The sequence below is a fragment of the Streptomyces sp. NPDC001348 genome (assembly GCF_053597535.1).
This window is the reverse complement of record NZ_JBSFIK010000018.1, coordinates 120,389-145,815: the sequence shown is the minus strand read 5'-3', so window position 1 is coordinate 145,815 and position 25,427 is coordinate 120,389. Positions and strand designations below refer to the sequence as shown.

At 73.0% G+C, this 25,427-nt stretch carries 21 protein-coding genes; 10 read left to right on the top strand and 11 right to left on the bottom strand.

The annotated features are described in order from the left end of the window. A partial coding sequence (locus ACWC21_RS20610; protein WP_450883782.1) for a glycosyltransferase occupies nucleotides 1–392 on the top strand: 392 nt, incomplete at its 5' end. Beyond that, nucleotides 389–1,045: a lipopolysaccharide biosynthesis protein gene (locus ACWC21_RS20605; protein ID WP_450883780.1), complete on the top strand. Its 657-nt coding sequence runs from the start codon at nucleotides 389–391 to the stop codon at nucleotides 1,043–1,045. The genes ACWC21_RS20610 and ACWC21_RS20605, both read left to right, overlap by 4 nt. Nucleotides 1,046–1,092: 47 nt before the next feature. Here ACWC21_RS20605 and ACWC21_RS20600 read toward each other — a convergent pair whose 3' ends face one another. Beyond that, a complete protein-coding gene (locus ACWC21_RS20600) occupies nucleotides 1,093–2,364 on the bottom strand; it encodes a glycoside hydrolase family 26 protein (RefSeq protein WP_450883778.1) in 1,272 nt (423 codons plus the stop codon). 176 nt (nucleotides 2,365–2,540) lie between these two features. On the opposite strand from ACWC21_RS20600, the gene ACWC21_RS20595 reads away from it, so the two are divergent. Continuing rightward, nucleotides 2,541–3,794: a carboxylate--amine ligase gene (locus ACWC21_RS20595; RefSeq protein ID WP_450883776.1), complete on the top strand. Its 1,254-nt coding sequence runs from the start codon at nucleotides 2,541–2,543 to the stop codon at nucleotides 3,792–3,794. Between the two features lie 2 nt (nucleotides 3,795–3,796). Then, on the top strand, nucleotides 3,797–5,062 hold the full coding sequence (locus ACWC21_RS20590) for an NAD(P)-binding domain-containing protein (RefSeq protein WP_450883814.1): 1,266 nt from the start codon (nucleotides 3,797–3,799) through the stop codon (nucleotides 5,060–5,062). A gap of 351 nt (nucleotides 5,063–5,413) precedes the next feature. Here ACWC21_RS20590 and ACWC21_RS20585 read toward each other — a convergent pair whose 3' ends face one another. The 3 genes from ACWC21_RS20585 to ACWC21_RS20575 all read right to left on the bottom strand — a co-directional run bounded on the left by ACWC21_RS20585 (nucleotide 5,414) and on the right by ACWC21_RS20575 (nucleotide 9,918). Beyond that, nucleotides 5,414–6,007 carry a chaplin gene (locus tag ACWC21_RS20585; protein ID WP_450883774.1) on the bottom strand — a complete coding sequence of 198 codons (594 nt, stop codon included), beginning with the start codon at nucleotides 6,005–6,007 and terminating at the stop codon, nucleotides 5,414–5,416. Between the two features lie 345 nt (nucleotides 6,008–6,352). Continuing rightward, nucleotides 6,353–7,243, bottom strand: a complete 891-nt coding sequence (locus tag ACWC21_RS20580) for an ABC transporter permease (protein WP_450883772.1) — start codon at nucleotides 7,241–7,243, stop codon at nucleotides 6,353–6,355. Further along, nucleotides 7,240–9,918, bottom strand: coding sequence for an alpha/beta fold hydrolase (locus ACWC21_RS20575; RefSeq protein WP_450883770.1), 2,679 nt, complete (start codon nucleotides 9,916–9,918; stop codon nucleotides 7,240–7,242). The genes ACWC21_RS20580 and ACWC21_RS20575 overlap by 4 nt, the downstream gene beginning before the upstream one ends. 115 nt (nucleotides 9,919–10,033) lie before the next feature. Here ACWC21_RS20575 and ACWC21_RS20570 point away from each other — a divergent pair, with 115 nt between their 5' ends. Beyond that, nucleotides 10,034–10,450 carry a GNAT family N-acetyltransferase gene (locus tag ACWC21_RS20570; RefSeq protein WP_450883768.1) on the top strand — a complete coding sequence of 139 codons (417 nt, stop codon included), beginning with the start codon at nucleotides 10,034–10,036 and terminating at the stop codon, nucleotides 10,448–10,450. 3 nt (nucleotides 10,451–10,453) lie between these two features. Here the strand turns inward: ACWC21_RS20570 and ACWC21_RS20565 are convergent, their stop codons facing one another. From ACWC21_RS20565 to iolC, 6 genes are all read right to left on the bottom strand, one after another. After that, nucleotides 10,454–11,851, bottom strand: a complete 1,398-nt coding sequence (locus ACWC21_RS20565) for an APC family permease (RefSeq protein ID WP_450883766.1) — start codon at nucleotides 11,849–11,851, stop codon at nucleotides 10,454–10,456. A 249-nt stretch (nucleotides 11,852–12,100) separates the two neighbouring features. Next, a complete protein-coding gene (gene mmsA / locus ACWC21_RS20560; RefSeq protein ID WP_450883764.1) occupies nucleotides 12,101–13,612 on the bottom strand; it encodes a CoA-acylating methylmalonate-semialdehyde dehydrogenase in 1,512 nt (503 codons plus the stop codon). Between the two features lie 14 nt (nucleotides 13,613–13,626). Beyond that, nucleotides 13,627–15,519: a 3D-(3,5/4)-trihydroxycyclohexane-1,2-dione acylhydrolase (decyclizing) gene (gene iolD / locus ACWC21_RS20555; protein ID WP_450883762.1), complete on the bottom strand. Its 1,893-nt coding sequence runs from the start codon at nucleotides 15,517–15,519 to the stop codon at nucleotides 13,627–13,629. Continuing rightward, nucleotides 15,516–16,331 (bottom strand): 5-deoxy-glucuronate isomerase, encoded by an 816-nt coding sequence (iolB, locus tag ACWC21_RS20550; protein WP_450883760.1) that lies wholly within the window; start codon nucleotides 16,329–16,331, stop codon nucleotides 15,516–15,518. The genes iolD and iolB overlap by 4 nt, the downstream gene beginning before the upstream one ends. Nucleotides 16,332–16,338: 7 nt before the next feature. Further along, complete coding sequence (locus ACWC21_RS20545) at nucleotides 16,339–17,220, bottom strand: Cgl0159 family (beta/alpha)8-fold protein (RefSeq protein ID WP_450883812.1); 882 nt, start codon at nucleotides 17,218–17,220, stop codon at nucleotides 16,339–16,341. Nucleotides 17,221–17,267: 47 nt separating this feature from the next. Next, complete coding sequence (gene iolC / locus ACWC21_RS20540) at nucleotides 17,268–18,218, bottom strand: 5-dehydro-2-deoxygluconokinase (protein WP_450883810.1); 951 nt, start codon at nucleotides 18,216–18,218, stop codon at nucleotides 17,268–17,270. Between the two features lie 126 nt (nucleotides 18,219–18,344). Here iolC and ACWC21_RS20535 point away from each other — a divergent pair, with 126 nt between their 5' ends. Both ACWC21_RS20535 and ACWC21_RS20530 read left to right on the top strand, forming a co-directional pair. Beyond that, on the top strand, nucleotides 18,345–19,262 hold the full coding sequence (locus tag ACWC21_RS20535) for a sugar phosphate isomerase/epimerase family protein (RefSeq protein WP_450883758.1): 918 nt from the start codon (nucleotides 18,345–18,347) through the stop codon (nucleotides 19,260–19,262). 509 nt (nucleotides 19,263–19,771) lie between these two features. Beyond that, nucleotides 19,772–19,972, top strand: coding sequence for a helix-turn-helix transcriptional regulator (locus ACWC21_RS20530; RefSeq protein WP_450883756.1), 201 nt, complete (start codon nucleotides 19,772–19,774; stop codon nucleotides 19,970–19,972). Between the two features lie 12 nt (nucleotides 19,973–19,984). Here the strand turns inward: ACWC21_RS20530 and ACWC21_RS20525 are convergent, their stop codons facing one another. Next, entirely contained in the window at nucleotides 19,985–21,028 is a 1,044-nt protein-coding gene (locus ACWC21_RS20525) for a zinc-dependent alcohol dehydrogenase family protein (protein WP_450883754.1), read from the bottom strand. Between the two features lie 160 nt (nucleotides 21,029–21,188). Between ACWC21_RS20525 and ACWC21_RS20520 the strand changes: the two genes are divergently transcribed. From ACWC21_RS20520 to ACWC21_RS20510, 3 genes are all read left to right on the top strand, one after another. Beyond that, nucleotides 21,189–22,073: a PrsW family glutamic-type intramembrane protease gene (locus ACWC21_RS20520; RefSeq protein ID WP_450883752.1), complete on the top strand. Its 885-nt coding sequence runs from the start codon at nucleotides 21,189–21,191 to the stop codon at nucleotides 22,071–22,073. A gap of 73 nt (nucleotides 22,074–22,146) precedes the next feature. Continuing rightward, complete coding sequence (locus tag ACWC21_RS20515) at nucleotides 22,147–22,383, top strand: heavy-metal-associated domain-containing protein (protein ID WP_450883750.1); 237 nt, start codon at nucleotides 22,147–22,149, stop codon at nucleotides 22,381–22,383. 82 nt (nucleotides 22,384–22,465) lie between these two features. Further along, nucleotides 22,466–24,745 (top strand): heavy metal translocating P-type ATPase, encoded by a 2,280-nt coding sequence (locus ACWC21_RS20510; protein WP_450883748.1) that lies wholly within the window; start codon nucleotides 22,466–22,468, stop codon nucleotides 24,743–24,745. Nucleotides 24,746–25,427 lie beyond the last annotated feature (682 nt).

The following is a 25,427-nucleotide window of genomic DNA, read 5'->3' as shown; positions in this document are numbered from 1 at the left end:
CCTACGTCCCCGACGGCTCCCCGGGCCCGGACCTGTCCGCGCTCACCTCCGCGATGGACCTGCTCGCGGCCCCGTCCACGGAGGAGGCGTTCGGCCTGGCGGTCGTGGAGGCGCTGGCCTCCGGTCTGCCGGTGCTCTACGCCTCCTGCCCGGCGATCGAGGACCTGCCGCCGGCCGCCGCCGCCGGCGCCTGGTGCGTGCGCGGCGGCCCCGAGGCGTACGCCCGCGCCATCGCCGAGGTCAGGGCCGCGGGCCCCCGGCCGCGCACGGCCCCCGAGGCCGCGCACCGCTACAGCATCACCCGCAGCGCAGCCCGGCTCATGGACGTGTATGCAGCAGCGGTCTCCAGCCCGTCGTCGTCCCTCTCACCCCTGGGAGCAAGCCCGTCATGACCGACACACCGAAGCGTCAGCGCCGTCTGTCCCCGGCCCGGGTCAGGACGCTGCCGTCCTGGTCGCTGCTCGCGGCCGGCGCCCTCGTCGGCGGCCTGCTCGGCGGCGCGTACGGCGAGCTGACCCCTCCGAAGTACACGGCCACGAGCTACGTCGTCGTCGTCCCGACCGGGCAGGCCGAGGCCGGCTCCGCCCTCGGTTTCGCGCAGGCGTACGGCCGGGTCGCCACGCAGCTCGCGGTGCTGACGGACGCGCGGTACGGGGCGGGCGTCTCGGTGCGCACGTTGCAGCGCAACGTGCAGGCGGCCACCTCACCGGACGCGCCGATGGTCGCCGTGTCGGCCACCTCCTCGCGCCCGCAGCGGGCCAAGGACATGGCCAACGCCGTGTCCCGCTCACTGACCCGGCAGGCGAACGCCGCCAAGCGCAGCACCCACGTCGAGCTCGTGCAGTTCTCGCGGGCGGGCAAGCCGATCGAGCCCACGTCCGCGTCCTCGACGGTGACCGCTCTGGTGGGCGCGAGCGCGGGCGGGCTGCTGGGCGGTCTGGTCCTGCTGGCCCGGCCGAGGCGGCCCCTGCAGGACGAGGAGCCCGCCCCCGCCGCGTCGGTGCCGGGCCCGGCCGCCGCCGCCGACGTGAAAGGCAAGCGGTGACCCCGGTGCACCCGGCCGGGCCGGCGGGCGCGCCGTCCGGTGCGCCCTCACCAGTGGAAGTTGACGCAGAGCCGTCCGCCGAGCCAGTCCTCCACCCAGTCGCCGAGGTCGACCGCCGAGCAGTCCGGCGGAGGCGGCGGGGCGGTCGGGGTCGGCTTCGGCGTGGGCGTGGGGTGCGTGTACGGCTGGTCGGTGCGGCCGTAGAGGAACGACCGGTAGACGCGGGAGGACCTCGGGTTGGCATCGCACTGCCACACACCGTGCGGGCAGTAGTCGGTCAGCGTGTTGTAGAGCGCATGGTGCGCGTCCATCCACGCGAGCATGCGGCCCATGTACTCGGGGTTGTCGCCGTTCCGGAAAAGCCCCCATTCGGGGTAGGAGACGGGTTTGCGGTGGGCTTTCGCGAAATCCACGTGTGCCTGGAGTCCGTAGGGCTCCGTCACCTGCTGGTCGAACGGCAGCCCGGCCGGCTGGTCGTAGGAATCCATGCCGATGATGTCGACCGCGTCGTCCCCCGGGTAACACTGCGTCCACGGAACGGCGTCCCGGCCGCGGCTCGGTGCGAAATCGAACCGGAACCGCTGGCCCGGCACCGAACGCATGGTGGCGACGATCCTTCTCCAGTACCTCTTCCAGGACTCCGGGTCCGGTCCGCAGCGGTGGGTGTAGGTGACGCCGTTCATCTCCCAGCCGAGCACGAGGACCGTGTCCGGCACCTTCAGGCGCACCAGCCGCTCGGCCAGGGCGCGGAAGTGCTGGTCGAACTCCCCCGCGGCGCCCCGCCTCAGCAGTTGCCGGACCTCGGCGTCGGAGACGCCCGCCTCGTTGCGTTCCTGCAGGGGGACGTTGAGGACGAGCATCCGGTCGGCCCTCTCGTCCCGCCAGCGCGCCCAGGCGTCGAGGAAACCGAGGGCGCCCTCGATGTCGCTCCAGCGGTTCCCGGGCAGATAGGTGTGGCCGACCCGCAGGTCGGCGCCGCCCAGCCAGCGGCTGAACTCGCTCATCCGTGCGATGCCGCTGGCGTCGGAGCCGAGGAAGGCCCCGAAGGCCGGCCGGTCCAGCGGCGGCGGGAGCGAAGGCGGCTTCGGCAGCCCGGGAACGGCCGGCGGATCGAGGGCCGGCGGTGTGCCGGTGGGGGCGGGAACGGCCGGGACGCTCACCGCCGGTCTCGGCGGGGGCGGCACCGGAGCCGGTGCGCGGGCGTCGTCCAGCACCTCCACCCTCGCCGAGAGACCGGAGGCCAGGACGGCGGACACGGCCGCCGTCACCACGCCCAAGGCCAGCAGGCCGCCCCGGGCCCGCCTGTGCTCTGGGGCCATGCCCGCACCTTTCTTCGCTGTCGTCCGGACTTTCCGTCGGGTCCGCGTTATTGACGCCCTGTCATATGAAGTGAGGCACAGGAAAGCCGGCGGCGCCACCGCCATTACGGCTTTCGAGTACAGCGCTCGCCCATGAGGGTGAGCCGATCTGAAGAAACCTGAAGAAAAGAGAATTCGTGTCGCTGCTCGACACCCGGGTCCCCGCCGTTCTGCTGCGGACCGACCGAAATCCCTTTCACCACGGAACGCTCGGAGCCGTACGTTCGCTCGGCAGGGCGGGCGTGGAGGTCCATGTCGTCGCCGACGCGGTGGGAAGTCCCGTCCGCAGGTCCCGTTACGTGAGCCGGATGCATCCCCCGCCGCCCCCGGACGCCTCCCCGGACGACATCCTCGCCGTGCTGCGCCGGGTGGCCGACCGGATCGCCCGTCCCGCCGTCCTGGTCCCGATGGACGACGCGTGCGCGATCGCCACGGCACGGATGCGGGACGAACTCGCCCCCTCCTACCTGCTGCCCGCGATGCCGGGCGCACTGGCCGAACGCGTCGCCGACAAGGCGGAACTGTCCGCCGTGTGCGCCACCGCGGACGTCCCGCACCCGGTGACCCTGGTCCCGGACGGCACGGCGGCGGTCGAGGACGCCGTGCGGCGGCTCGGGCTGCCGTTGGTGGCGAAGTGGAGCCGGCCCTGGCTGCTGCCCGCCGGCAGCGGGCTGCGCAGCACCGCGCTGGTGCGCACCCCGCAGCAGGCGCGGGAGCTGTACCTGCGCACCGAGGAGGCGGGCAGCGCTCTGCTGCTGCAGACGTATCTGCCGCCCGGACCGGACCGGGACTGGTTCTTCCACGGCTACGCCGACCGGTCGGGCGCCGTCCGCGCGGGCGGGCCGGGCCGCAAGCAGCTGGCCTGGCCGCGTGGAGCCGGACTGACCGCGGTGGGCTGCTGGACGCCCAACGCGCAGGTGCAGGCGTCGGCCGAGCGCCTGGTCGGCGAGCTGGGCTACCGCGGCGTGTTCGACCTCGACTTCCGCCGCTGCGGTACGACCGGCCGCTATCACCTCCTCGACTTCAACCCGCGCCCCGGCGCCCAGTTCCGGCTGTTCGCGGACAGCGCGGGGCTCGACGTCGTACGCGCCCTGCACCTGGACCTGACGGGCCGGCCGCTGCCGCACGGGATCCCGACGGCCGGGCGGGCCTTCGTGGTGGAGAACTACGCGCCGCTCGCGGCGCTGCGCCCGGCACCGGGCGGACGCGAACTGGCCTGGTACGCCCGGGACGACCGCGTTCCCGGATGGGCGATGTGGGCCCTGTGGTGCCGCCATGTGTCCCGCCGGGTGCGGGAACGGCTGGGCGCGACGACATCGGCACCGGCACAGCTTCCGACCCCCCGGGCGGCTTCCCCCGCCCTGACCGACGATGAGAGAGCGAGCAGTTGATGATGTACGACCTAGTGGTGGTGGGGGCAGGCCCCTACGGCCTGTCGATCGCGTCCCATGCCTCGACCGCCGGGCTGAACCTGCGCGTGTTCGGCCGGCCCATGGCCTCCTGGCGGGACAACATGCCTCGCGGCATGTTCCTGAAGTCGGAGCCGTGGGCCTCCAACCTCTCCGACCCGGCCGGGCGCTGGCGACTGGAGGTGTACTGCGCCGAGCACGGTATGACCGCACGGCACGCCGAGCCGATCCCGGTCGAGGCGTTCGCGTCGTACGGCCTGTGGTTCGCCCGCCATGCCGTACCGGAGGTGGACGAGCGCTCGGTGACCCGGGTGGCGTCCGTCCCCGGCGGATTCACCGTGGTCACCGAGGACGGGGAGGCACTGCACACGCGGACGGTCGCGCTCGCGGTCGGTGTGATGCCGTTCGTCGAGGTGCCGCAGGCGCTGCGCGGACTGCACCCCGCGCTGGTGACGCACAGCAGCCACCACAGCGACCTGGACCGTTTCCGGGGCGGCGACGTCACGGTGATCGGCGGTGGTCAGGCGGCCCTGGAGACCGCGGCGCTGCTCGCCGAGCAGGGCACCCGCGTACGGGTGCTGGCACGGGCGGACCGGCTGGTGTGGAACGACGTGCCCCCGCCCTGGGAGCGCCCCCTGTGGCAGAACATCCGCTCCCCGCACAGCGGGCTCGGCCCCGGCTGGCGGAACTGGTTCTACTCCGAGCGTCCGGGCTTCTTCCGGCGTCTGCCGGAGCCGACCCGGCAGCGCATCGCGGCCACGGCGCTGGGACCGGCGGGCGCGTGGTGGGTGCGCGACCGGGTGGAGGGCGCGGTGGAACTGCTGCCGGGCCACCGGGTCACGGCGGCCCGTGCGGTGCCCGGTGGGGTACGGCTGGACCTGACGAGCCGCGACGGCGCCCCGCGCACCCTGGAGACCGAACACGTCATCGCCGCCACGGGGTTCCGGGCGCGCTGCGACCGGCTCGGACTGCTCTCCGAAGAGCTCCGCGGATCGCTGGCGGCGCTGCCCGACGGCTCCCCCGAGGTCGGGCGTGACTTCGAGTCCTCCCATCCCGGCCTGTTCATGGCGGGCCTGGTCACCGCCTCCGGCTTCGGGCCCGCCATGCGCTTCGTGCACGGCGCGACCTTCACGGCCTCGACCCTCGTCCGAGGGGTACGCCGCCGGCTGCGGAGGACCCCGGTGGGCGGGACGATCCCCGTGCCGGGAGCCGGCAAGCGGGAATGGGCGCCGACCCCGGTGCGCCGCTGACCGGGCACCGTGCGCGGGCACCGCTGGGCCGCTGACGAGCCGACCGTCAGCGGCCCCGGCCCAGGTGGGCGCGGTCGCCGCGCGCGCCGGAGGCCGGCAGCCCGGTCGCTGCCCGGAGCCGGCTCGCTGCCGGACGGCGTCCGGTTGCCGCGGGCCGAGCGGACGGCCGGGGTGCGGCGCGGCACCCGTCGCCGCCCGGTGTCCGGCCACGCCGCACCGGCCGCGGCCGGCGGGGCGGACCGGAGCAGGCCGACCGAGGCCGCCCCGATCGGCCTGCGCACACCCGAGCGTCCTGCGAACCGTGCCGGCCGGCAGTGCACGGCGGGAGGGTGTCCGGCGTCCCGGACCGTGCTAGCGCCGGGCGGCGGCGCGGCCGCGGCGGTACATCAGCACCCCGCCGGTGAGCAGTGCGGCACTGGCCGCCGAGGACGCCAGCAGCGTCTTGCTGCCGGTCTCGGCCAGCTGCGGCGGCTCGCCGGGCTGCTCCTCGTCGGCCGGAGGCGTCGCCGTGCGGGTCCGCGTGGGCGGAGTCGTCGGACGCGGCTTCTCGACGACGCGCGTGGGGGGCGGCGGAGTCGCGGTGGGGGTCGCGGACGGCGTGGGCGTCGGGCAGTCGTCATCGTCGTCGCCGGGTGAGGAGGTCTCGCCCGTGCCCGACGACGGCGGCGTGTCGGCATCCTCGTCGGAGGACGCCTTCGACCGCGAGTCGTTGCGGCAGTCGCCGCCGAACGCCGCGTTGAGCGCCGCGAGGCCGCTGATGGTGTTGCCGCAGATGTTCACCGGCGCATGGATCGGAACCTGCACCACGTTCCCGGCCAGCGTAGCGCCGGAATCCTTGGTGCCGCCCGCCGCGCCCGCGTCGGCGATGGCGGCGCTGCAGGACAGGGACAGAATGCCCGTGGCGGCGGTCGCCGCGAACACTCCCCTGCTCAGGGTCTGTCGCAATGTGGTTGTCTTCCTGCTTGAAGAATTGGGAAAGCCGGCCTCGGAACGGAGATCGACGTCCAAGGCCGGCCATGGCACGGTGGGGAGATTGGACCGATCCGCCGTCAGGCCGATCGGAATACGGAAAGCCCGCCGAGAAAGCCCCTGTGACCGTGGCGGAGCAGCGAACCCGGCCCGTTATCGCCGCCGATGGCGAGCGCCGTGGGAGCGGCTGTCACCGGCATACCGAGGGCAGAAGCTCTTGAGCACTGCGCGTTCCTTTCTCGTGGCGTCGCATGCCCCACTGCTTCATCAACCCGGCGGCGGAGAATTGGTTGCGGGGATTCACCCGGTTGGCGGGCTCCGCTACGAAACGACGTCTTTCCGGGCGAAACCGCGAAAGGCCAGGGCGAACAGCACCAGGGCGTAGGTGACGGATATCGCGGTGCCCTGGATCATGCCGGACCACTCGGGACGCGACTGGACGGCGTCGGCCCAGGCGAACTGCCAGTGCGCGGGCAGGAAGTCGCGCCAGTGCCCGAGGGCGGTGACGGCGTCGAGGACGTTGCCGACGATGGTGAGCCCGACGGCGCCGCCGACCGCGCCCAGCGGGGCGTCCGTCTTCGTGGACAGCCAGAACGCGAGGCCCGCGGTGACCAGTTGGGACACGAAGACATACGCGACGACCACCAGCAGGCGCTGGGCCGCCGTCGCCGGGGTGAGCGCGCCGCCGGTGGGGATCTGCAGCGGCCCCCAGCCGTACGCGGCCGTGCCGACGGCCAGTGCCACGACCGGCAGCAGCACCATCGCGGCCAGGCTGAGCCCGAGCCCCACGACGAGCTTGGACCACAGCAGCCGGGCCCGGGGCACGGGCGCGGCGAGCAGATAGCGCAGCGAGGACCAGCTCGCCTCCGAGGCCACCGTGTCCCCGCAGAACAGGGCGACCGGGATGACCAGCAGGAAGCCCGCCGACACGAACAGGTTCACCGCGGCGAAGTTGGCGCCGGACGAGGTCGCCGTGTCCATCAGCGTGACCTGGTTGTTGCGGCCCCCGGGGTCGCCGCCGACGGCGAACGCGACGACCAGGACGAAGGGCAGGACGGCGAGGATCCCGCCCATGATCAGTGTCCGGCGCCGCTTGAGCTGCCGGACCAGCTCCACCCTCAGGGGCAGGGTGTGTCCGGCCCGGTAGCCGGAGGCGGTCTCGGCGGGCTCCGGGTGCGGGACGGGCTCCTGCCGCTCGGCGAGCGTGCTCATGCCGTGCCTCCGATCAGGGTGAGGAAGGCGTCCTCCAGCCGGCGGTGGGGGCCGACGGACTCCACCGGGATGTCGAGCCGGACGAGTTCGGCGACCAGCCGCGGGACGCTCGCTTCAGCGTCGAGGCGGACGAGGAGCCCGCCCTCGGCGCGGACGGCCGAGGCGACGCCCGGCAGCGCGGCCACCTTCTCCACGGCCGGCTCCTCCACGGGTGCGGCGGTGCCGACCAGCAGGGTGTCGCCGGAGCCGACGATCCGGTCCACCGGCCCGGCCTGGACGAGCCGGCCCCGGTCCATCACCACCAGGTGCGTGCAGGACTGCTCGACCTCGGCCAGCAGATGGCTGGAGACGATCACCGTGCGCCCGGCGGCCGCGTACCGGATCATTACCTCGCGCATCTCACGGATCTGGGGCGGGTCGAGGCCGTTGGTGGGTTCGTCGAGGATGAGCAGATCGGGCAGGCCGAGCATGGCCTGGGCGATGGCCAGGCGCTGGCGCATGCCCTGGGAGTAGGTGCGCACCGCGCGGGCGAGCGCGTCACCGAGGCCCGCGATCTCCAGGGCCTCCTCCAGGTGCGCGTCCTCGGCCGGGCGGCCGGTGGCCCGCCAGTACAGCTCGAGGTTCTCCCGCCCGGACAGGTGCGGCAGGAAACCCGCGCCCTCCACGAACGCCCCGACCCGGGACAGCACCGGCGCGCCCGGGCGGACCGCGTGCCCGAAGACGCGGATCTCGCCGCCGTCGGGCCGGATCAGGCCCATCAGCATGCGCAGGGTCGTCGTCTTGCCCGCGCCGTTCGGCCCGAGCAGGCCGAGGACCTGGCCCCGCTCCACCCGGAAGGACAGCTCGCGCACCGCGTACCGGTCCGCGGACTTCGCGTACCGCTTGCTCAGGTCCGTTATCTCCAGCGGGACTTCGGCCAGCTCGGGGTCCGGTCCCGGGACCGCCGTGCGGCGGCGGCCGGTCACCAGCAGGGCCAGCGCGACCGCCGCGCCCGCCGCGGGCAGCCAACACACCCAGGCGGGCAGCGGGGCCGCCGCCGTGTCCACCGCGGGGGCCGTCGGCACGCTCAGGTCGCCCTTCAGGGTGACGGTGTACGTGGCCGGGGCCGCCGGGGACGCGTAGCCGAGGTCGGTGGAGGCGAGGACGAGGCGCAGCCGGTGGCCCTTCTGCACCTCGTGGTCGACCGCCGGGAGCGTGACGGTGACGTCCTTGCCGGACCTGGCGCCCGTGACCCGGACCGGTGCGACCAGCTGGGAGGGCAGGACCTGCCGGCCGCCGTCGGGCGAGACGTCGTACACCTTCCCGAAGAGCACGGCGTCGCCGCTCGTGGAGGTGACGTGGACGGTGGCGGTGGGCGAGCCGGTGATCTGCAGGTCGCTGCCCACCGGGGCCGAGTCGAAGGCGGCGTACTGGCCGGGGAAGTCGAGGGACACCCCGACGCCGAGGGAGGAGAGCTGGGCGAGACCGCCGCCGCCCAGGCCGGGCAGGGCGGAGACACCGGGTGGGCTGGATCCCGGCGGGTTGGTCACGGGCTGTGTGCCGCCGCGCAACGCGATCTTCCGACGGCCGCTCTCCAGCCCCGGGTAGGTGCCCGCGCTCGCGCCCCGCAGCTGGGCGGCGCCGTCGGTGGAGTCGACGCCTCCGGTGCGGGTGATCCGGAAGGCGGGGCCGGTGTCGACGTCCTTGTCGCCCTTGAGGTAGCGATCGAACCAGGCGGTGGCCCGCGCCTGGACGCGGGCGGTCTCCATGTCGCCGCCGTCGTGCCCGCCGGCGATCCAGTCGACGTCGACGGGGGCGCCGTTCGCGCGGATCGCCTTCTGCGCCGCGTCGGACTGGGCGAGCGGGAAGAGCGAGTCGGTCTGGCCCTGGGTCAGCAGGGTCGGCACCTCGATGCGGTCGGCCACGGCGGACGGCGAGCGCTCCTCGAGCAGTTTGCGCGCCGCCGCGTCCGGCTTGCCCGACTCGGCGACCCGGTCGTACATCCGGCAAAGTTCGGGCTCGAACCTGGCGCAGCCGCCGCCCTCGTTGAAGAAGATCCCGGCCCAGAGCTTCTTGTACACGCCGTTCGGGAACAGGGCGTCCGCGAGGTTCCAGTAGGTGATCGAGGGGGCGATGGCGTCCACCCGGTGGTCGTACCCGGCGGCCAGCAGGGAGACGGCGCCGCCGTAGGAGGCGCCGGCCATGCCCACGCGCGGGTCGCCCGCCTTGTCGAGCCGGACCTGGGGCTGCTTCGCCAGCCAGTCGATGAGCCGGGAGACGTCGGCGACCTCGCCCTCGGGGTCGTTGATGCCGATCTTCCCCGTGGAGTGCCCGAAGCCGCGCGCCGACCAGGTCAGCACCGCGTACCCGTCTCCGGCGAGGTCCTCGGCCTGCTGCCGTACGTCGTCCTTGCTGCCGCCGAAGCCGTGCGCCAGCAGGACGGCCGGGCGGCGGCCGGCGGGGCCGGAGGTGAAGTACGAGGTGTCGATGCGCACCCCGCCGCCCATGCTCATCACCCGGTCGGTCCGGCGCACCGGGGCCGTGTCGCCGGAGGCGACGGCCGTCCACGTACCGGCACCGGCGAGCACGACGACAGCGGCCGCGGCGGCCAGCATCCGCCGCGGCCCCCGAAGCAGCCCTCGCACACCGGGCACGCCCTGCCTCATGCGCTCCTGAAGGGGCTGTCGAAGATCCATGCGTCAACGGTACGGGCCACCGCCGGCAACCGATGCAACCCCGGGGCCGAACCCCCGGCCCTCCCCGGGGAGTACGGTCCTCCCGCCGCGTACACCAGCCGTGGTACGAAGGCCCATGGAAATCCGCCGCGCGAACTCGGTGGCCGAGGTCACCGCCGCCGAGCACCTCTTCGACCGCGCCGTCCGCCCCGAGTGGGCCGAGCGTTTCCTGACCGCCGCAGGGCACCATCTGTTCCTGGCCCATGAGGACGGCGCGGACGTCCCCGTCGGCTTCGTCAGCGGCGTCGAGACGATCCATCCCGACAAGGGCGCCGAGATGTTCCTGTACGAGCTGGCGGTCGCGGAGCCGTATCGGCGGCGAGGCGTCGGGCGGGCGCTGGTCCTCCGGCTCGCGGCACTGGGGCGCGAGCTGGGCTGCTACGGGATGTGGGTCCTGGTCGACACCGGCAACGACGTCGCCCTCGCCGCGTATCGCAGTGCGGGCGGCAAGGGCGACGGTACGTGCTCGGTGGTGACGTGGGCCTTCGGGTGAGCGTCAGTCCCGGGCGTCCTCCGGGATGGACACCAGCCAGCGGGTGTCGCGGCGCGGGCGGAGGTAGAGGGCCCAGTAGAGGGTGGCGACGGCGGTGATGCCGCCGGTCCACAGAAGGTAGCTCGTCTCCTGCCGGCTGAGGACGTAGCCGAGCACCACGATCAGCAGCACCGGCATCGCGGGCCACAGCGGCATGCGCCAGGCGGAGGTGTGCTTGTGGTGGCCGCGGCGGGCGAGCAGGGCGGCGACGGCGACGAGCAGGTACATGCCGGTCACGGAGACGCCGGTGACGCCGTACAGCGTGTCCAGGTCGACGAAGCAGAGCAGCGCGCCGGGGACGCCGACCGCGAGGGTGGCGACCCAGGGGGAGCCGAAGCGGCCGAGCCTGGCGAAGACGTCGTTGACCGGCTCGGGCCAGGCCTTGTCGCGGGCGGAGGCGAACAGGACGCGGGAGTTCTGGATGACCATGACGATGCCCGCGTTGACGATCGCGAGGGCGACGCACAGGCTGACGAAGGTACCGACGGCGGAGTCGGACCAGGCGGTGACCATGGAGCTGATGTCACCGCCGGTCAGCTCCGTCAGGTCGGAGGCGCCCAGGGTGATCGCGGCGACCGGGGCCAGGATGACCACGGTGGAGATGGCGAGGGTGGCCAGCACGGTGCGGGCGACGCTGCGCCGCGGGTGCTCCAGTTCCTCGGAGAGGTAGACGGCGGTCGAGAAGCCCTGGGTGACGAAGAGGGCGATGGCGAGCCCGGAGACGACCAGCATGGCCGTGACGGTGTCAGTGTGCCCCTTCGGGCCCGCGACCTGCATCGAGGTGAGGCTGTCCAGGCCACGGTGGGCGTGCGTGAAGCCCAGCACGGCGACAACGCCCGCGGCCACGACCTCGAGCACCAGGAAGATCCCGGTGATCCAGGCGTTGGCGCGCAGGTCCAGCAGACCGGCGAGGGTGGCCAGCAGCATCACGCCGGCGCCGGTCATGGCCGGGTCGAGGTGGACGACCGGCGCCAGGTAGTCGGCGGTGCCCATGGCGATCACCGGCGGCACGATCATGACGACCAGCAGGGACAGCACGAACACCAGCCAGCCCGCGAGCCGCCCGGCCAGCGTCGACACCATCGCGTACTCGCCGCCCGCGCTGGGGATGAGGGTGCCCAGCTCGGAGTAGCAGAACGCCACGGCGACACACAGCAGCGACCCGATGGCGATCGTCAGGGCGGTGGCGGTGCCGAGCGAGCCGAACAGGTCGGGGACCACCACGAAGAGCGTGGAGGCGGGCGTCACGCAGGACAGCGTGAGCAGGGTGCCGCCGACCACGCCGATGGAGCGCTTGAGGGTCTGGGGACTGCCGGCCGGCCGAGGTGCGGCGGTCTCGACAGGGCGGAGCGTATCGGTCATGCGGCGGGTCCGATCGACTCGTGCGGATGCCTCCGGCGGCTGGGATTGAGGGGAATCGAACACCGACGAAAACCGCGCGTCAATGGGTGTTTGCCTTCGGAATCCGTAGATCGGGGAGCCGTTTGATCGCGAAAACGGCAGTACGGCGCAGACCGTGCTGCCTCCTTGGGCCGTGCGGTAACCGTAGGGCGGGCGTCGAAAAAAACAATGCCCCGCCCTCCGCGTGGAGGACGGGGCACCGTACCGGCGTCAGTGGTTGCGCGGGAACCCGAGGTCCACGCCCGCCGGGGCGTCGGCCGGGTCGGGCCAGCGGGTGGTGACGACCTTGCCGCGGGTGTAGAAGTGCGTGCCGTCGTTGCCGTAGATGTGGTGGTCGCCGAAGAGCGAGTCCTTCCAGCCGCCGAAGCTGTGGTAGCCGACGGGGACCGGGATCGGCACGTTCACGCCGACCATGCCGGCCTCGACCTCCAGCTGGAAGCGGCGGGCCGCGCCGCCGTCCCGGGTGAAGATCGCGGTCCCGTTGCCGAACGGCGAGGCGTTGATGAGGGAGATGCCCTCCTCGTAGGTGTCCACGCGCAGCACGGTCAGCACCGGGCCGAAGATCTCGTCCTGGTAGGCCCTGGCGCTGGTCGGCACCTTGTCGAGCAGCGAGATGCCGATCCAGTGGCCGTCCTCGAAGCCGTCGACCGTGAAGCCCGTGCCGTCGAGCACGACCTCGGCGCCCTCGGCCGCCGCACCCTCCACGTACGACGCCACCTTGTCGCGGTGGGCCTTGGTGATCAGCGGGCCCATCTCGGAGGCCGGGTCGTTGCCGGGGCCGATCTTGATCTTCTCGGCGCGCTCGCGGATCTTCTCCACCAGTTCGTCGCCGATCGCGCCGACCGCCACGACCGCGGAGATCGCCATGCAGCGCTCGCCGGCGGAGCCGTAGGCCGCGGAGACCGCTGCGTCGGCCGCCGCGTCCAGGTCGGCGTCCGGCAGCACCAGCATGTGGTTCTTCGCGCCGCCCAGCGCCTGGACGCGCTTGCCGTTGGCGGAGGCGGTGGTGTGGATGTAACGGGCGATCGGGGTGGAGCCGACGAAGGAGACCGCCTTGACGTCCGGGTGCTCCAGCAGCCGGTCCACGGCCACCTTGTCGCCGTGCACGACGTTGAAGACGCCGTCGGGGAGACCGGCCTCCGCCAGCAGCTCGGCGAGCTTGACCGACGCCGACGGATCCTTCTCGCTCGGCTTCAGCACGAACGTGTTGCCGCACGCGATGGCGATCGGGAACATCCACATCGGGACCATCGCCGGGAAGTTGAACGGCGTGATGCCCGCGACGACGCCCAGCGGCTGCCGGATCGAGGACACGTCCACCCGGCTGGCGACCTGCGTCGACAGCTCGCCCTTCAGCTGCACGCTGATGCCGCAGGCGAGGTCCACGATCTCCAGGCCGCGGGCCACCTCACCCAGCGCGTCGGAGTGCACCTTGCCGTGCTCGGCGGTGATCAGCTCGGCGATCGCGTCGCGGTTGGCGTCCAGCAGCGCCCGGAACTTGAACAGGATGGACGTGCGCTGGGCCAGCGAGGACTGGCCCCAGGTCGCGTAGGCGTCCTTGGCGGCGGCGACCGCGGCGTCCACCTCGTCGACCGTCGCGAACGCGACCTTCGTGGTGACCTCACCGGTCGCCGGGTCCGTGACCGGCCCGTACGTGCCCGAGGCGCCCGCGGCGGACTCAACGGGCTTGCCGCCGATCCAGTGGTTGACGATCTTCGTCATGACCGAGTACTCCTTCACAGATGGCGGCGTCGGGTCGAGACGTGCCGTTCGTACAGCTCACGTGCCTTGACCGCGGACGATCGGGTCGCGGTCTCGGCCACAGGAACATCCCACCAGGCCTGCGCCGGGGGCGGGCCCGACACTGTGTCTGCGGTTTCGGTCTCCACGTAGACACATGTGGGAGTGTCGGCGGCCCGCGCCTCCGCGAGCGCCGCGCGCAGGTCCCGCACGGTCTTCGCGCGCAGCACCCGCATGCCGAGGCTGGCCGCGTTGGCGGCGAGGTCCACGGGCAGCGGGGCGCCGGTGAACGTGCCGTCGTCGGCGGTGTAGCGGTAGGCGGTGCCGAACCGCTCGCCGCCGACCGACTCCGACAGACCGCCGATCGAGGCGTACCCGTGGTTCTGCACGAGCAGGATCTTGATCGCGATCCCCTCCTGCACCGCCGTGACGATCTCCGTCGGCATCATCAGGTACGTCCCGTCACCGACCAGCGCCCAGACCGGCCGGTCCGGGGCGGCCATCTTCACACCGATCGCGGCCGGGATCTCGTAGCCCATGCAGGAGTAGCCGTACTCCAGGTGGTACTGGTCACGCGACCGGGTGCGCCACAGCTTGTGCAGGTCACCCGGGAGGGAACCGGCCGCGTTGATGATCACGTCCGTCTCGTCGACGATCGCGTCCAGGGCGCCCAGCACCTGCGGCTGCGTCGGCCGTACGTCGGGCTCGTCGGCCTCGTAGCAGGCGTCGACGCGCTGCTCCCAGCGCTCCTTGTCCTCGCTGTACTCGGTGGCGTACTGGTCGGCGACCCGGTGGCCGTGCGTCGCCAGCGCCTCGGTCAGCTCCTGCAGTCCGCTGCGGGCGTCCGCGACCAGCGGGATCCCGGCGAGCTTGTGGCCGTCGAAGGGGGCGATGTTGAGGTTGAGGAAACGGACGTCCGGGTTCTCGAAGAGGGTGTTCGAGGCGGTGGTGAAGTCCGTGTACCGGGTGCCCACGCCGATCACCAGGTCGGCGGTGCGGGCGAGTTCGTCCGCGGTGGCGGTGCCGGTGTGGCCGATGCCGCCGACGTCCTGGGGGTGGTCGTGGTGGAGCGAGCCCTTGCCGGCCTGGGTGGACGCGACCGGTATGCGGGTCGCCGCCGCGAACTCGGCGAGGGCGTCCTCGGCACGGCTGTGGTGGACTCCGCCGCCCGCGATGACGAGCGGCCTGCTCGCCGCCCGGACCGCCCGCACGGCCTCGGCGAGTTCGGCCGGGTCCGCGCCCGGCCGCCGTACGGTCCACACCCGCTCGGCGAAGAACTCGGCGGGCCAGTCGTAGGCCTCGGCCTGCACGTCCTGCGGCAGCGCGAGGGTGACCGCGCCGGTCTCCACCGGGTCGGTGAGGACGCGCATCGCCTGCAGGGCGGCCGGGATCAGGGCCTCCGGCCGGGTGATCCGGTCGAAGTAGCGCGACACCGGGCGCAGGCAGTCGTTGACCGACACGTCCCCCGCGTACGGCAGCTCCAGCTGCTGGAGCACCGGGTCCGCCGGGCGGGTGGCGAAGACGTCGCCGGGCAGCAGCAGGACCGGGAGGTGGTTGATGGTGGCGAGGGCGGCGCCGGTGACCAGGTTGGTCGCGCCGGGGCCGATGGAGGTCGTCACCGCGTGCGTGGACAGGCGGTTCGACTGACGCGCGTAGCCGACCGCCGCGTGCACCATGGACTGCTCGTTGCGGCCCTGGTGGTACGGCATGTCGCCGGCGTACTCGACGAGCGCCTGGCCGATGCCCGCCACGTTGCCGTGGCCGAAGATGCCCCAGGTGGCGCCGATCAGCCGCTGCCGTGCGCCGTCCCGCTCGGTGTACTGGGCGGACAGGAAGCGGACGAGCGCCTGGGCGACCGTGAGCCTCGTCGTCGAGGTCTTCGGAGTCATCGATACCCCTCGGTGTGGTCCGGGTGGAAGCAGATCCGCCATTCCCGCGTCTCGCCGGGACCGGCCATGACGTTCAGGTAGTACATGGCGTGGCCGGGCTGGGCGATGGACGGGCCGTGCCATCCGTCGGGTACGAGGACGGCGTCGCCGGTGCGGACCTCCGCGAGGACGTCCGATCCGCCCTCACGGGAGGGGAATACGCGTTGGTAGCCGAAGCCGTTCGGACCGTCGATCTCGAAGTAGTAGATCTCCTCGAGTTCCGCCTCCTCGCCCGGCCGGTGCTCGTCGTGCTTGTGCGGCGGGTACGAGGACCAGTTCCCGCCCGGGGTGACCACCTCGACGGCGATCAGCCGGTCGCAGTCGAACGAGTCGGCGGAGGCGAAGTTGCGCACCTGCCGGGCGCAGGTGCCGCTGCCTCGGTCTTCGACGGGGACCTCCGGCGCGGGGCCGTAGCGGGCGGGGAGTCGTCGCTCGCACTTCGCTCCTGCCAGGGCGAAGCGGCCTCCCGCGCCGGAGGCGATCTGGACCCGGGCGTCGCGGGGCGCGTACACGAAGTCGGAGACTCCGTCGAACACGCTGTCCCTGCCCAGGACTTGGAACTCTTCGTCCTCCACGTGCACCGTACAACCGCCGTTCAGCGGAAGCACGATCCATTCGCTGTCGCCGGTGGTGAACGTGTGGGTGCCGCCCGGCTCCAGCTCGACCACGCGCAGGCTGCTGTACGTCCAGCCGGCCCGCTTGGGGTCGATGTCGAGCACATACTGGGCGCCCGCGGTCGCGCCCTGGCGGAGGTAGAGGTCGTTGCTGGTCATGCGGCCCTCACAGCAGTCCTACGGCGGTGTCCACGGCGCCGGCCACATCGCCGTCCGCCGGGTACAGCAGCGAGCGGCCGACCACCAGGCCGCGCACGGTCGGGAGTTGGAGCGCGCCCCGCCACTTCTCGTAGGCGGCGACCTGGTCCTCGGGCGAGTCGCCGATGTCGCCGCCGAGCAGTACGGCGGGCAGCGTGGAGGTCTCCATGACCCGGGCCATGTCGTCGGGGTTCTCGGTGACCGGGACCTTCAGCCAGGTGTAGGCCGAACTGCCGCCCAGGCCCGAGGCGATGGCGATGGACTTGGTGACCGCTTCCGCGCTCAGGTCGTTGCGCAGCCGCCCGTCGTCACGGCGGCTGATGAACGGCTCGACGAACACCGGGAGGCGGCGCGCGGCCATGTCGTCGATGGCGCGGGCGGTGGACTCCAGGGTGGTCAGGGAGCCCGGGTCGTCGTAGTCGATGCGCAGCAGCAGCTTGCCCGCGTCGAAGCCGAGGCGCTGGATGTCCTCGGGGCGGTGGCCGGTGAAGCGGTCGTCGAGTTCGAAGGAGGCGCCCTGCAGGCCGCCGCGGTTCATCGAGCCCATGACCACCTTGTGGTCGAGGGCGCCGAGCAGCAGCAGGTCGTCGAGTATGTCGGCGGTGGCCAGGACGCCGTCCACGCCCGGCCGGGACAGGGCCAGGCAGAGTCGTTCGAGGAGGTCGGCGCGGTTGGCCATGGCCAGCTTGCGGTCGCCGACGCCGAGGGCGCCGCGGGCCGGGTGGTCGGCGGCGACGATCATCAGGCGGCCGTGGTCGTTCAGCAGCGGCCTGCGGGCGCGGCGGGCGGCGGCCTCGGCGATCGCCTCGGGGTGGTGGGTGCGGGTGCGGACCAGTGCGGAGACGTCCACCCGCGGGGACCGCACGCCGTGCTCGGCGCCGACGGCGTGCCGGGCGCTCACAGGACCGCTCCGGCCTCGAGTGCGGCGGCCACCTCGTCCTGGGTGGGCATCGCGGAGGAGCACTCCAGGCGGGAGGCGACGATGGCGCCGGCCGCGTTGGCGTGCCGCATGATCGTCTCCAGGTCCCGGCCGGCCAGCAGGCCGTGGCAGAGGGAGCCGCCGAAGGCGTCACCGGCGCCCAGTCCGTTGAGGACGTTCACCGGGAGCGGGGGGACCTCCGCGGTGTCGCCGTCGCGGTTCACCGCGAGGACGCCCTTCGGGCCCTGCTTGACGACCGCCAGTTCCACGCCGGCGTCCAGGAGGGCGCGGGCCGCGGCGTGCGGTTCGCGGACTCCGGTGGCGACCTCCACCTCGTCGAGGTTGCCGACGGCGACGGTGGTGTGGCGCAGGGCCTCGGTGTAGAAGGGGCGGGCCGCGTCCGGGTCCGTCCAGAACATGGGGCGCCAGTCGAGGTCGAAGACCGTCGTACCGGACTTGGCGCGGTGGGCGAGGGCCGCGAGGGTCGCGGTGCGGCTGGGCTCCTCGCTCAGCCCCGTGCCGGTGACCCAGAAGATGCCCGCGTCGCGGATGGCGTCCAGGTCGAGCTCATGGGCGTCGATCTCCAGATCGGGTGCCTTGGGCTGCCGGTAGAAGTACAGCGGGAAGTCGTCCGGCGGGAAGACCTCACAGAAGGTGACCGGTGTGGGCAGCCCGGGGACCGGGGTGACCCAGCGGTCGTCGACGCCGAAGCCGCGCAGGGCCTCGTGCAGATAGGCGCCGAACGCGTCGTCGCCGGTGCGGGTGATCACGGCGGTGCTCCGGCCGAGGCGGGCCGCGGCGACCGCGACGTTGGTCGCCGACCCGCCGAGGAACTTGCCGAAGGACGACACCTGGGCGAGCGGGACCCCCGTTTGCAGCGGGTACAGGTCCACTCCGATCCGCCCCATGGTGATCAGGTCGTACGCCATCCGGCTTCCCTTCGTCACGGCTCTCCCCCCGGTTTGTAGCCCCGCACCCGGGAGCCTGTCAATGTTTTGTCCAGACATTCGGACCAGACCTTGACACGCGCTTTCCACGCCCGCACGCTGACGGCCATGACGTCGTTGCCACCACAAGCCCCACTGTCCCGCATCCGGATCGGTTCGGCGCCCGACTCCTGGGGCGTCTGGTTCCCGGACGATCCCGCCCAGGTGCCCTGGCAGCGCTTTCTCGACGAGGTCGCCGACTCCGGCTACGAGTGGATCGAGCTGGGCCCGTACGGCTACCTGCCGACCGACCCCGCCCTGCTCGCCGAGGAGACGGCGCGGCGTGGCCTGAAAGTGTCGGCCGGCACGGTCTTCACCGGCCTGCACCACGGCGAGGCCGTGTGGGAGAAGACGTGGGCGCACGTCGCGGACAACGCCGCGCTCGCCCAGGCGATGGGCGCCCGGCACCTCGTCGTGATCCCCTCCTTCTGGCGGGACGACAAGACCGGCGAGGTGCTGGAGCCGGACACCCTGACCCCCGAGCAGTGGCGCAACCTGACCTCGCTGACCGAGCGGCTGGGGCGTGAGGTGCGGGAGCGGTACGGGCTGCGGATCGTCGTCCACCCGCACGCCGACACCCACATCGACAGCGAGGAGAACGTCACCCGCTTCCTCGACGGCACCGACTCCTCGACCGTCTCGCTGTGCCTGGACACCGGGCACTACGCCTACTGCGGCGGCGACAGCGTCAAGCTGATCGAGACCTACGGCGAACGCATCGGCTACCTGCACCTCAAGCAGGTGGACCCGGAGATCCTCGCGGACGTCCGGGCCAACGGAACCCCCTTCGGCCCGGCGGTCGCCCAGGGCGTGATGTGCGAGCCGCCGTCCGGGGTGCCCGCGCTCGGCCCGGTCCTCGAGGCGGCACAGAAACTGGACGTGGACCTGTTCGCGATCGTCGAGCAGGACATGTACCCGTGCGACCCGGACAAGCCCCTCCCGATCGCCCGGCGGACCCGTGCGTTCCTGAGGTCCTGCGGGGCGTAGGCCTCCGGCGGTCGGGCCGGGACTCCGGCACGCGGCGGTCGTACGGGACGCGGGTGTCCGACCGCGCGCGGGCGCGGGCCTTCGGGCAGCCGTCAGCCGCGGCCGGTCGCGCCGCCCGGGTGGCGGCTCGGCCGCGGCGAGCAGGCGACGGACGAGGCCCGGCTCGCCCAGACCATGGCGCGGCGGACGCGGCACGGGGGACCTGCGGCCCGGATCCGGCACAGCGTCGGGTCCGGGCCGCCCTCGGCCGTCTACCGTCGGCCCGTCTGTCAATGCGACACGCCTACGCGCCGCACCCGCCTTCTGCTGCACCTCTGTCACGAACTCGCCCGCCCTGTCACACATGTCCCGGGTACGCGGGCCCCTCGTCACACCCGGCCGACAGAGCCACCCCGCGGTCACTCTGCGTCGTTGAGCAGGCACAGGCTTGGTGATCACCAGCGCAGCGTCCGGCTCCCCCGACGGCCTCCCCCGGCCTCCGCCGCGGCGCACGCAGGGAGGTGCAGCTCATGACCGACCGAAGGCTCTGGTCGTACAAGGAGATCGCGGCGCACATCCGGGTGCAGCCGGACACCGTACGGTCCTACCGCAAGCACGGGCTGCTGCCCCCGCCCGACCACGTGGAGGGCGGCAAGCCCTACTGGTACGCCGACACCGTCCGCGCCTGGGTCGCCTCCCGACCCGGCAACCGCGGCCGGAAGCAGACCTGAGCGGTCGGGGTCTCAGTTCCAGGGTTCGATGACGACGACTCCCGCGCCGGGGGCCGAACCCATCGCGGCGAGCGCGTCCGGCGCCGAGTCCAGCGCGATCGTCGACGTCACCAGCAGGTCGGGCCGCAGTACGCCCGCGCGGACCAGTTCCAGCATGCCCGGGTAGGCGTGCGCGGCCATGCCGTGACTGCCGAGGAGTTCGAGCTCCAGGGCGATGGCGCGGGCCATGGGCACGGGGGTCGTGCCGTCCGGTGAGGGCAGCAGGCCCACCTGTACGTGCCGGCCGCGCCGGCGCAGCGACTCCACGGAGGCCGCACAGGTGGCGGGCGAACCCAGTGCGTCGAGGGAGAGATGGGCGCCGCCACCGGTCGCCCCACGGACCGCCGCGGCCGTGTCGCGGGTCCGCGCGGCGTCCACGCAGTGCGCCGCCCCGAACCGCCGCGCCAGGTCCAGCGCCGCCGGGGACACGTCCACGGCGACCACGCGCGCGCCCGCGGCCGCCGCGATCATCACGGCCGAAAGGCCCACGCCCCCGCAGCCGTGCACCGCGACCCACTCCCCCACGGCCACCCGCCCCTGCTGCACGACCGCGCGGAAGGCCGTCGCGAACCGGCAGCCGAGCGAGGCCGCCGTCGCGAAGGACAGTTCCCCGGGGACGGCGACGAGGTTCACGTCGGCGTGGTCCAGCGCCACGTACTGGGCGAACGAGCCCCAGTGGTGGAAGCCGGGCTGGGTCTGCCGCTCGCACACCTGGTGGTCGCCGGCCGCGCAGGCGGGACAGGTACCGCAGGCGCAGACGAAGGGCACGGTGACCCGGTCCCCGGGGCGCCAGGCGGTGACCCGGCCGCCGACCGCCTCGACGGTCCCGGCGAGTTCGTGCCCCGGCACGTGCGGCAGCGTGACGTCCGGGTCGTGGCCCATCCAGCCGTGCCAGTCGCTGCGGCACAGGCCGGTGGCCTCGACACGCACCACGACACCGTGCTCGGCGGGCCGCGGATCGGGCACCTCCCGCACCTCGGCCGGCTCCCCGTACCGCTCGAACACCACAGCCCGCATGCGCCCTCGCCCTCGCCTTCCGCACCGCCGCAGGGATCAACGCGAACACTACGAGCGACTCCACCGCACGGACCACACCGGCCTCTCCCGGACTGCGGCACGGGGAACACCTGCATAGGGTTCGGATAAATCACCCAGCAGGAGCCCGAGGGGATCTGCCGTGACCCGTCCTCCGCCGCCCGGTGCGCCCCGCGCCCGCATCCCCGGCCCGCAGCAACCCCCTCCCCCGTACCCGCGTGTCCGGGCGGGCCTGTGGCGGCGCTGCCTGGGCGGCGGGCTGGCCCTGTGGGCGCTGACCACGCTGGTGACGTACCTGACGGCGGACACCGCGTTGCTGCCGACCCTGGTCCCGCTCGGCGGTTTCCTCCTTCCCGTCACGTTCGTGCTGTGGGCCTACGAGCGGCACGCGCGCGACCTGGGGGTCAGCGCGGTCCTCGGCTGCTTCCTGGCGGGCGGCGCGCTCGGCGTACTGGGTGCGTCCGCGGCGCAGTACCACCTGTTCCATCCCTCGCCGTGGATGTTCGCCGCCGTCGGCCCGCTCGAGGAGTCGCTGAAGCTGGGCGCGCTGATGTTCGCGCTGCGCCGGCTGAGCGGGATCCGCGGCATGCGTGCCGGGCTCGCGCTGGGCGCGGCCGTCGGCTTCGGCTTCGCCGCGCTGGAGAGCTGGGGCTACGCCCTCGACGCGGCCGTCCTCCCGGGCGACGCCGGACTGCGGGCCCTGCTGGGGGCCGAGCTCCTGCGCGGGGTGCTGACACCCCTCGGGCAGGGCCTGTGGACGGCCGTCGCGGGTGGGGTGCTGCTCGCGCACCGCCACCCGAACGGCCGCTTCCGGCTCGGCGGACCGGTCCTCGGCGCCTGGCTGGGCGTGTGCCTGCTGCACGCGCTGTGGGACTCCGCCCACGGGTACCTCCCCCGGCCGGCGGCCGCCGTCGAGCACCTCTTCACGGCGTTCTCCGTCGGCGGACCGGTACTCGTCCCCCTGCTGGGCATCGCCTGGGCCTGTTCACCGGCACGCCGGGGCACCTCTTGGAGAAATACCCCCTAGGGGTATAACCTCGGGAGTGCGGGCCCCACCGTGGGCCTCGTCGGCCCCACCCGCAACGACGAGGAGCAACGACATGACCGCCCCGACCGACACCCCGTCCGTGACCACCGTCTACAAGGTGAGCGGGATGAGCTGTGGACACTGCGAGGGCTCCGTCTCCGCCGAGATCTCCGAAATCCCCGGCGTGAGCTCGGTGAAGGCCGTCGCGTCGACCGGCGAGGTCACCGTCGTCTCCGCCGCCCCGCTCGACGAGGCGGCCGTCCGCGCCGCCGTCGACGAGGCCGGCTTCGAACTGGCCGGCCGCGCCTGACCGACGTTCACTCTTCGACCGGGCCGTACCGACCAGCTCATACTGGCTCTGTGCGGCCCGGTCCGTCGTCTGGAGTCCGGACATGACCAGTTCCACCAGCGCAGGAACAGCGACAGGCGCGACCTCCGGTGCCCGGCCGGGCCCGGCGCCGGGTGCCGGCGCCGAGGTCGAGCTGCTCATCGGCGGCATGACCTGCGCCTCCTGCGCCGCCCGCGTCGAGAAGAAGCTCAACCGCATGGAGGGCGTGAGGGCCACGGTGAACTTCGCCACCGAGAAGGCGAAGGTCACCTACCCCGAAGGCGTCCAGGTCGCCGACCTGATCGCCACCGTGGTGAAGACCGGGTACACCGCCGAGGAACCCGCGCCGCCGGAGCCCGCCCCCGAGGAGGAGCCCACCGGAACCGAGCAGGATCCCGAGCTCGCCGCCCTGCGCCGGCGGTTCACCGTCTCCGCCGCGCTGGCCCTTCCCGTGGTCCTGCTCGCCATGGTCCCCGCGCTGCAGTTCGTCGACTGGCAGTGGCTGTCGCTCGTCCTCGCCTCGCCGGTCGTCGTCTGGGGCGGGTGGCCGTTCCACCGGGCCGCCTGGACCAACGCCCGCCACGGCGCCGCCACCATGGACACGCTCGTCTCGGTCGGCACGCTGGCCGCGTACGGCTGGTCGCTGTGGGCGCTGTTCCTCGGCGACGCGGGCGTGCCGGGGACGCACGACGAGTTCCGGTTCACCGTCTCGCGGATGGACGGCTCGTCCACGATCTACCTGGAGGTGGCCGCCGGAGTCGTCGCCCTGATCCTCCTCGGCCGCTTCCTGGAGGCCCGCTCCAAGCGACGCGCGGGGGCGGCCCTGCGGGCACTGATGGAGCTGGGCGCCAAGGACGTCGCCGTCCTCCGGGACGGCCGTGAGGTGCGGGTTCCGGTGAGCTCGCTGGCCGTCGGCGACCGGTTCGTGGTCCGCCCGGGAGAGAAGATCGCCACCGACGGCACGGTGGTCGAGGGCGTCTCCGCCGTCGACGCCTCCATGCTGACCGGCGAGTCGGTGCCGGTGGACGTCGGCCCCGGGTCGTCCGTGACGGGCGCGACGGTGAACGCCGGGGGCCGGCTGGTCGTGGCGGCCACCCGGGTCGGCGCCGACACCCAGCTCGCCCGGATGGCGCGGCTGGTGGAGGACGCGCAGAACGGCAAGGCCGAGGTGCAGCGCCTGGCGGACCGGGTCTCGGCGGTCTTCGTGCCCGTCGTCATCCTCGTCGCGCTCGGCACCTTCGCCGGGTGGCTGACCGTCACCGGCGACACCGCCGCCGCCTTCACGGCCGCCGTCGCCGTGCTGATCATCGCCTGCCCGTGCGCGCTCGGCCTCGCGACGCCGACCGCGCTGATGGTCGGCACCGGGCGCGGCGCCCAGCTCGGCATCCTCATCAAGGGCCCGGAGGTACTGGAGTCCACGCGCCGCGTGGACACCGTCGTCCTGGACAAGACCGGCACGGTCACCACCGGCCGGATGACCCTCCAGGAGGTGTACGTCGCCGAGGGCGCCGACGAGGAAGAGGTGCTGCGGCTGGCGGGCGCACTGGAGCACGCCTCCGAGCACCCGGTCGCCCGGGCGGTCGCCGCCGGCGCCGAGGAGCGGGTCGGGCCGCTCCCGGCCGCCGAGCACTTCGAGAACGTCCCCGGGCGGGGCGTGCGCGGACGCGTGGCGGGCCGTGAGGTGGCCGTGGGGCGGCTCTTCGACGAGGTGCCCGAGGAGTTGGCCGCCGCCCGCTCCCGGGCCGAGCGGGAGGGCCGTACGGCCGTCGTGGTCGGCTGGGACGGAGCCGCCCGAGGTGTCCTCGCGGTCGCCGACGCGGTCAGGGAGACCAGCGCGGAGGCGGTGCGCGAGTTGCGCGCACTGGGGCTGACGCCGGTACTGCTGACCGGGGACAACCAGGCGGTGGCCGAGTCCGTGGCACGGGCCGTGGGCATCGAGGAGGTCGTCGCCGAGGTGCTGCCCGAGGACAAGGTCGACGTCGTACGCAGGTTCCAGAGCGAGGGACGGACCGTCGCCATGGTCGGCGACGGGGTCAACGACGCCGCCGCGCTCGCCGCCGCCGACCTGGGCCTGGCGATGGGCACGGGCACGGACGCGGCGATCGAGGCGGGCGATCTGACTCTGGTGCGCGGGGACCTGCGGGTGGCGGCCGACGCCATCCGGCTGGCACGGCGTACGCTGGGCACGATCAAGGGCAACCTGGTGTGGGCCTTCGGTTACAACGTGGCCGCGCTGCCGCTGGCGGCGGCGGGGCTGCTGAACCCGATGATCGCGGGGGCCGCGATGGCCTTCTCGTCGGTGTTCGTGGTGACCAACAGCCTGCGGCTGAGGACGTTCCGCTGAGGTTCCTCCGGGGTTCCGGTGAGGGGCTCGCAAGTTACTCCGGGGTTCCGGAACTCGATGTCAGAGTCCCCCTGGAGTCCGGCGCATACCTCACATAAGCTCTTCACGAGGCTCTCGCATCATCCTTACGCTTGAGTCCCGATCGCCGTATCGGGGCCCTTGCGCATCTAACGGACATATGCAAGAGACACAGATCACAGTGATGCGAACGTAACCATCGAAGGGATTCGAGGGTCTAAGTTGGCGATGTCAGATCGGCGTCTTGGGGGGCGCTGACTGGCATCTGGGGATGTCTTGGGGGACTTCCTCAGAGATGCGTTGCCGGGACACGTACACCGGGAAGCTTTGAGCGGCCCTCCCAGCGTGCGCTGTCCCGGCAGACCGCACCGCATCACTGGAGCGCGACGGGTTTTGCTCGTTGTGCTCAGACAGCGATTCAGGCGCTGTCCTCTCCGAGCGCCCGGCCGGATCCCGTGGGGGGAATCCGCACCGGGACATGGGAAGGCGCCCTGGTCGCCGGCCCGTGGGGGGACCGGCGCTCCAGGGCGCCTTCTGTTACGCGTGTGCGTGCTCAGGTTTGCGTTTGCGCGCTCAGGCCGCCATGCGCCGGAGCGCGAGCAGGCGTCCGAGAGGCTCACACACCCCCGGACGCCCGGAAAGAACCTCAGCGCTCCGTGACCGG

Excerpts from the sequence above, each read along its gene's own strand:
- ACWC21_RS20510 (WP_450883748.1), top strand. The coding sequence starts at position 22,466 with ATGACCAGTTCCACCAGCGCAGGAACAGCGACAGGCGCGACCTCCGGT.
- ACWC21_RS20575 (WP_450883770.1), bottom strand. The coding sequence starts at position 9,918 with ATGGATCTTCGACAGCCCCTTCAGGAGCGCATGAGGCAGGGCGTGCCC.
- ACWC21_RS20525 (WP_450883754.1), bottom strand. The coding sequence starts at position 21,028 with ATGCGGGCTGTGGTGTTCGAGCGGTACGGGGAGCCGGCCGAGGTGCGG.
- ACWC21_RS20600 (WP_450883778.1), bottom strand. The coding sequence starts at position 2,364 with ATGGCCCCAGAGCACAGGCGGGCCCGGGGCGGCCTGCTGGCCTTGGGC.
- iolC (WP_450883810.1), bottom strand. The coding sequence starts at position 18,218 with ATGGCGTACGACCTGATCACCATGGGGCGGATCGGAGTGGACCTGTAC.
- ACWC21_RS20530 (WP_450883756.1), top strand. The coding sequence starts at position 19,772 with ATGACCGACCGAAGGCTCTGGTCGTACAAGGAGATCGCGGCGCACATC.
- ACWC21_RS20590 (WP_450883814.1), top strand. The coding sequence starts at position 3,797 with ATGTACGACCTAGTGGTGGTGGGGGCAGGCCCCTACGGCCTGTCGATC.
- iolB (WP_450883760.1), bottom strand. The coding sequence starts at position 16,331 with ATGACCAGCAACGACCTCTACCTCCGCCAGGGCGCGACCGCGGGCGCC.
- ACWC21_RS20580 (WP_450883772.1), bottom strand. The coding sequence starts at position 7,243 with ATGAGCACGCTCGCCGAGCGGCAGGAGCCCGTCCCGCACCCGGAGCCC.
- ACWC21_RS20535 (WP_450883758.1), top strand. The coding sequence starts at position 18,345 with ATGACGTCGTTGCCACCACAAGCCCCACTGTCCCGCATCCGGATCGGT.
- ACWC21_RS20515 (WP_450883750.1), top strand. The coding sequence starts at position 22,147 with ATGACCGCCCCGACCGACACCCCGTCCGTGACCACCGTCTACAAGGTG.
- mmsA (WP_450883764.1), bottom strand. The coding sequence starts at position 13,612 with ATGACGAAGATCGTCAACCACTGGATCGGCGGCAAGCCCGTTGAGTCC.
- ACWC21_RS20605 (WP_450883780.1), top strand. The coding sequence starts at position 389 with ATGACCGACACACCGAAGCGTCAGCGCCGTCTGTCCCCGGCCCGGGTC.
- ACWC21_RS20565 (WP_450883766.1), bottom strand. The coding sequence starts at position 11,851 with ATGACCGATACGCTCCGCCCTGTCGAGACCGCCGCACCTCGGCCGGCC.
- iolD (WP_450883762.1), bottom strand. The coding sequence starts at position 15,519 with ATGACTCCGAAGACCTCGACGACGAGGCTCACGGTCGCCCAGGCGCTC.
- ACWC21_RS20570 (WP_450883768.1), top strand. The coding sequence starts at position 10,034 with ATGGAAATCCGCCGCGCGAACTCGGTGGCCGAGGTCACCGCCGCCGAG.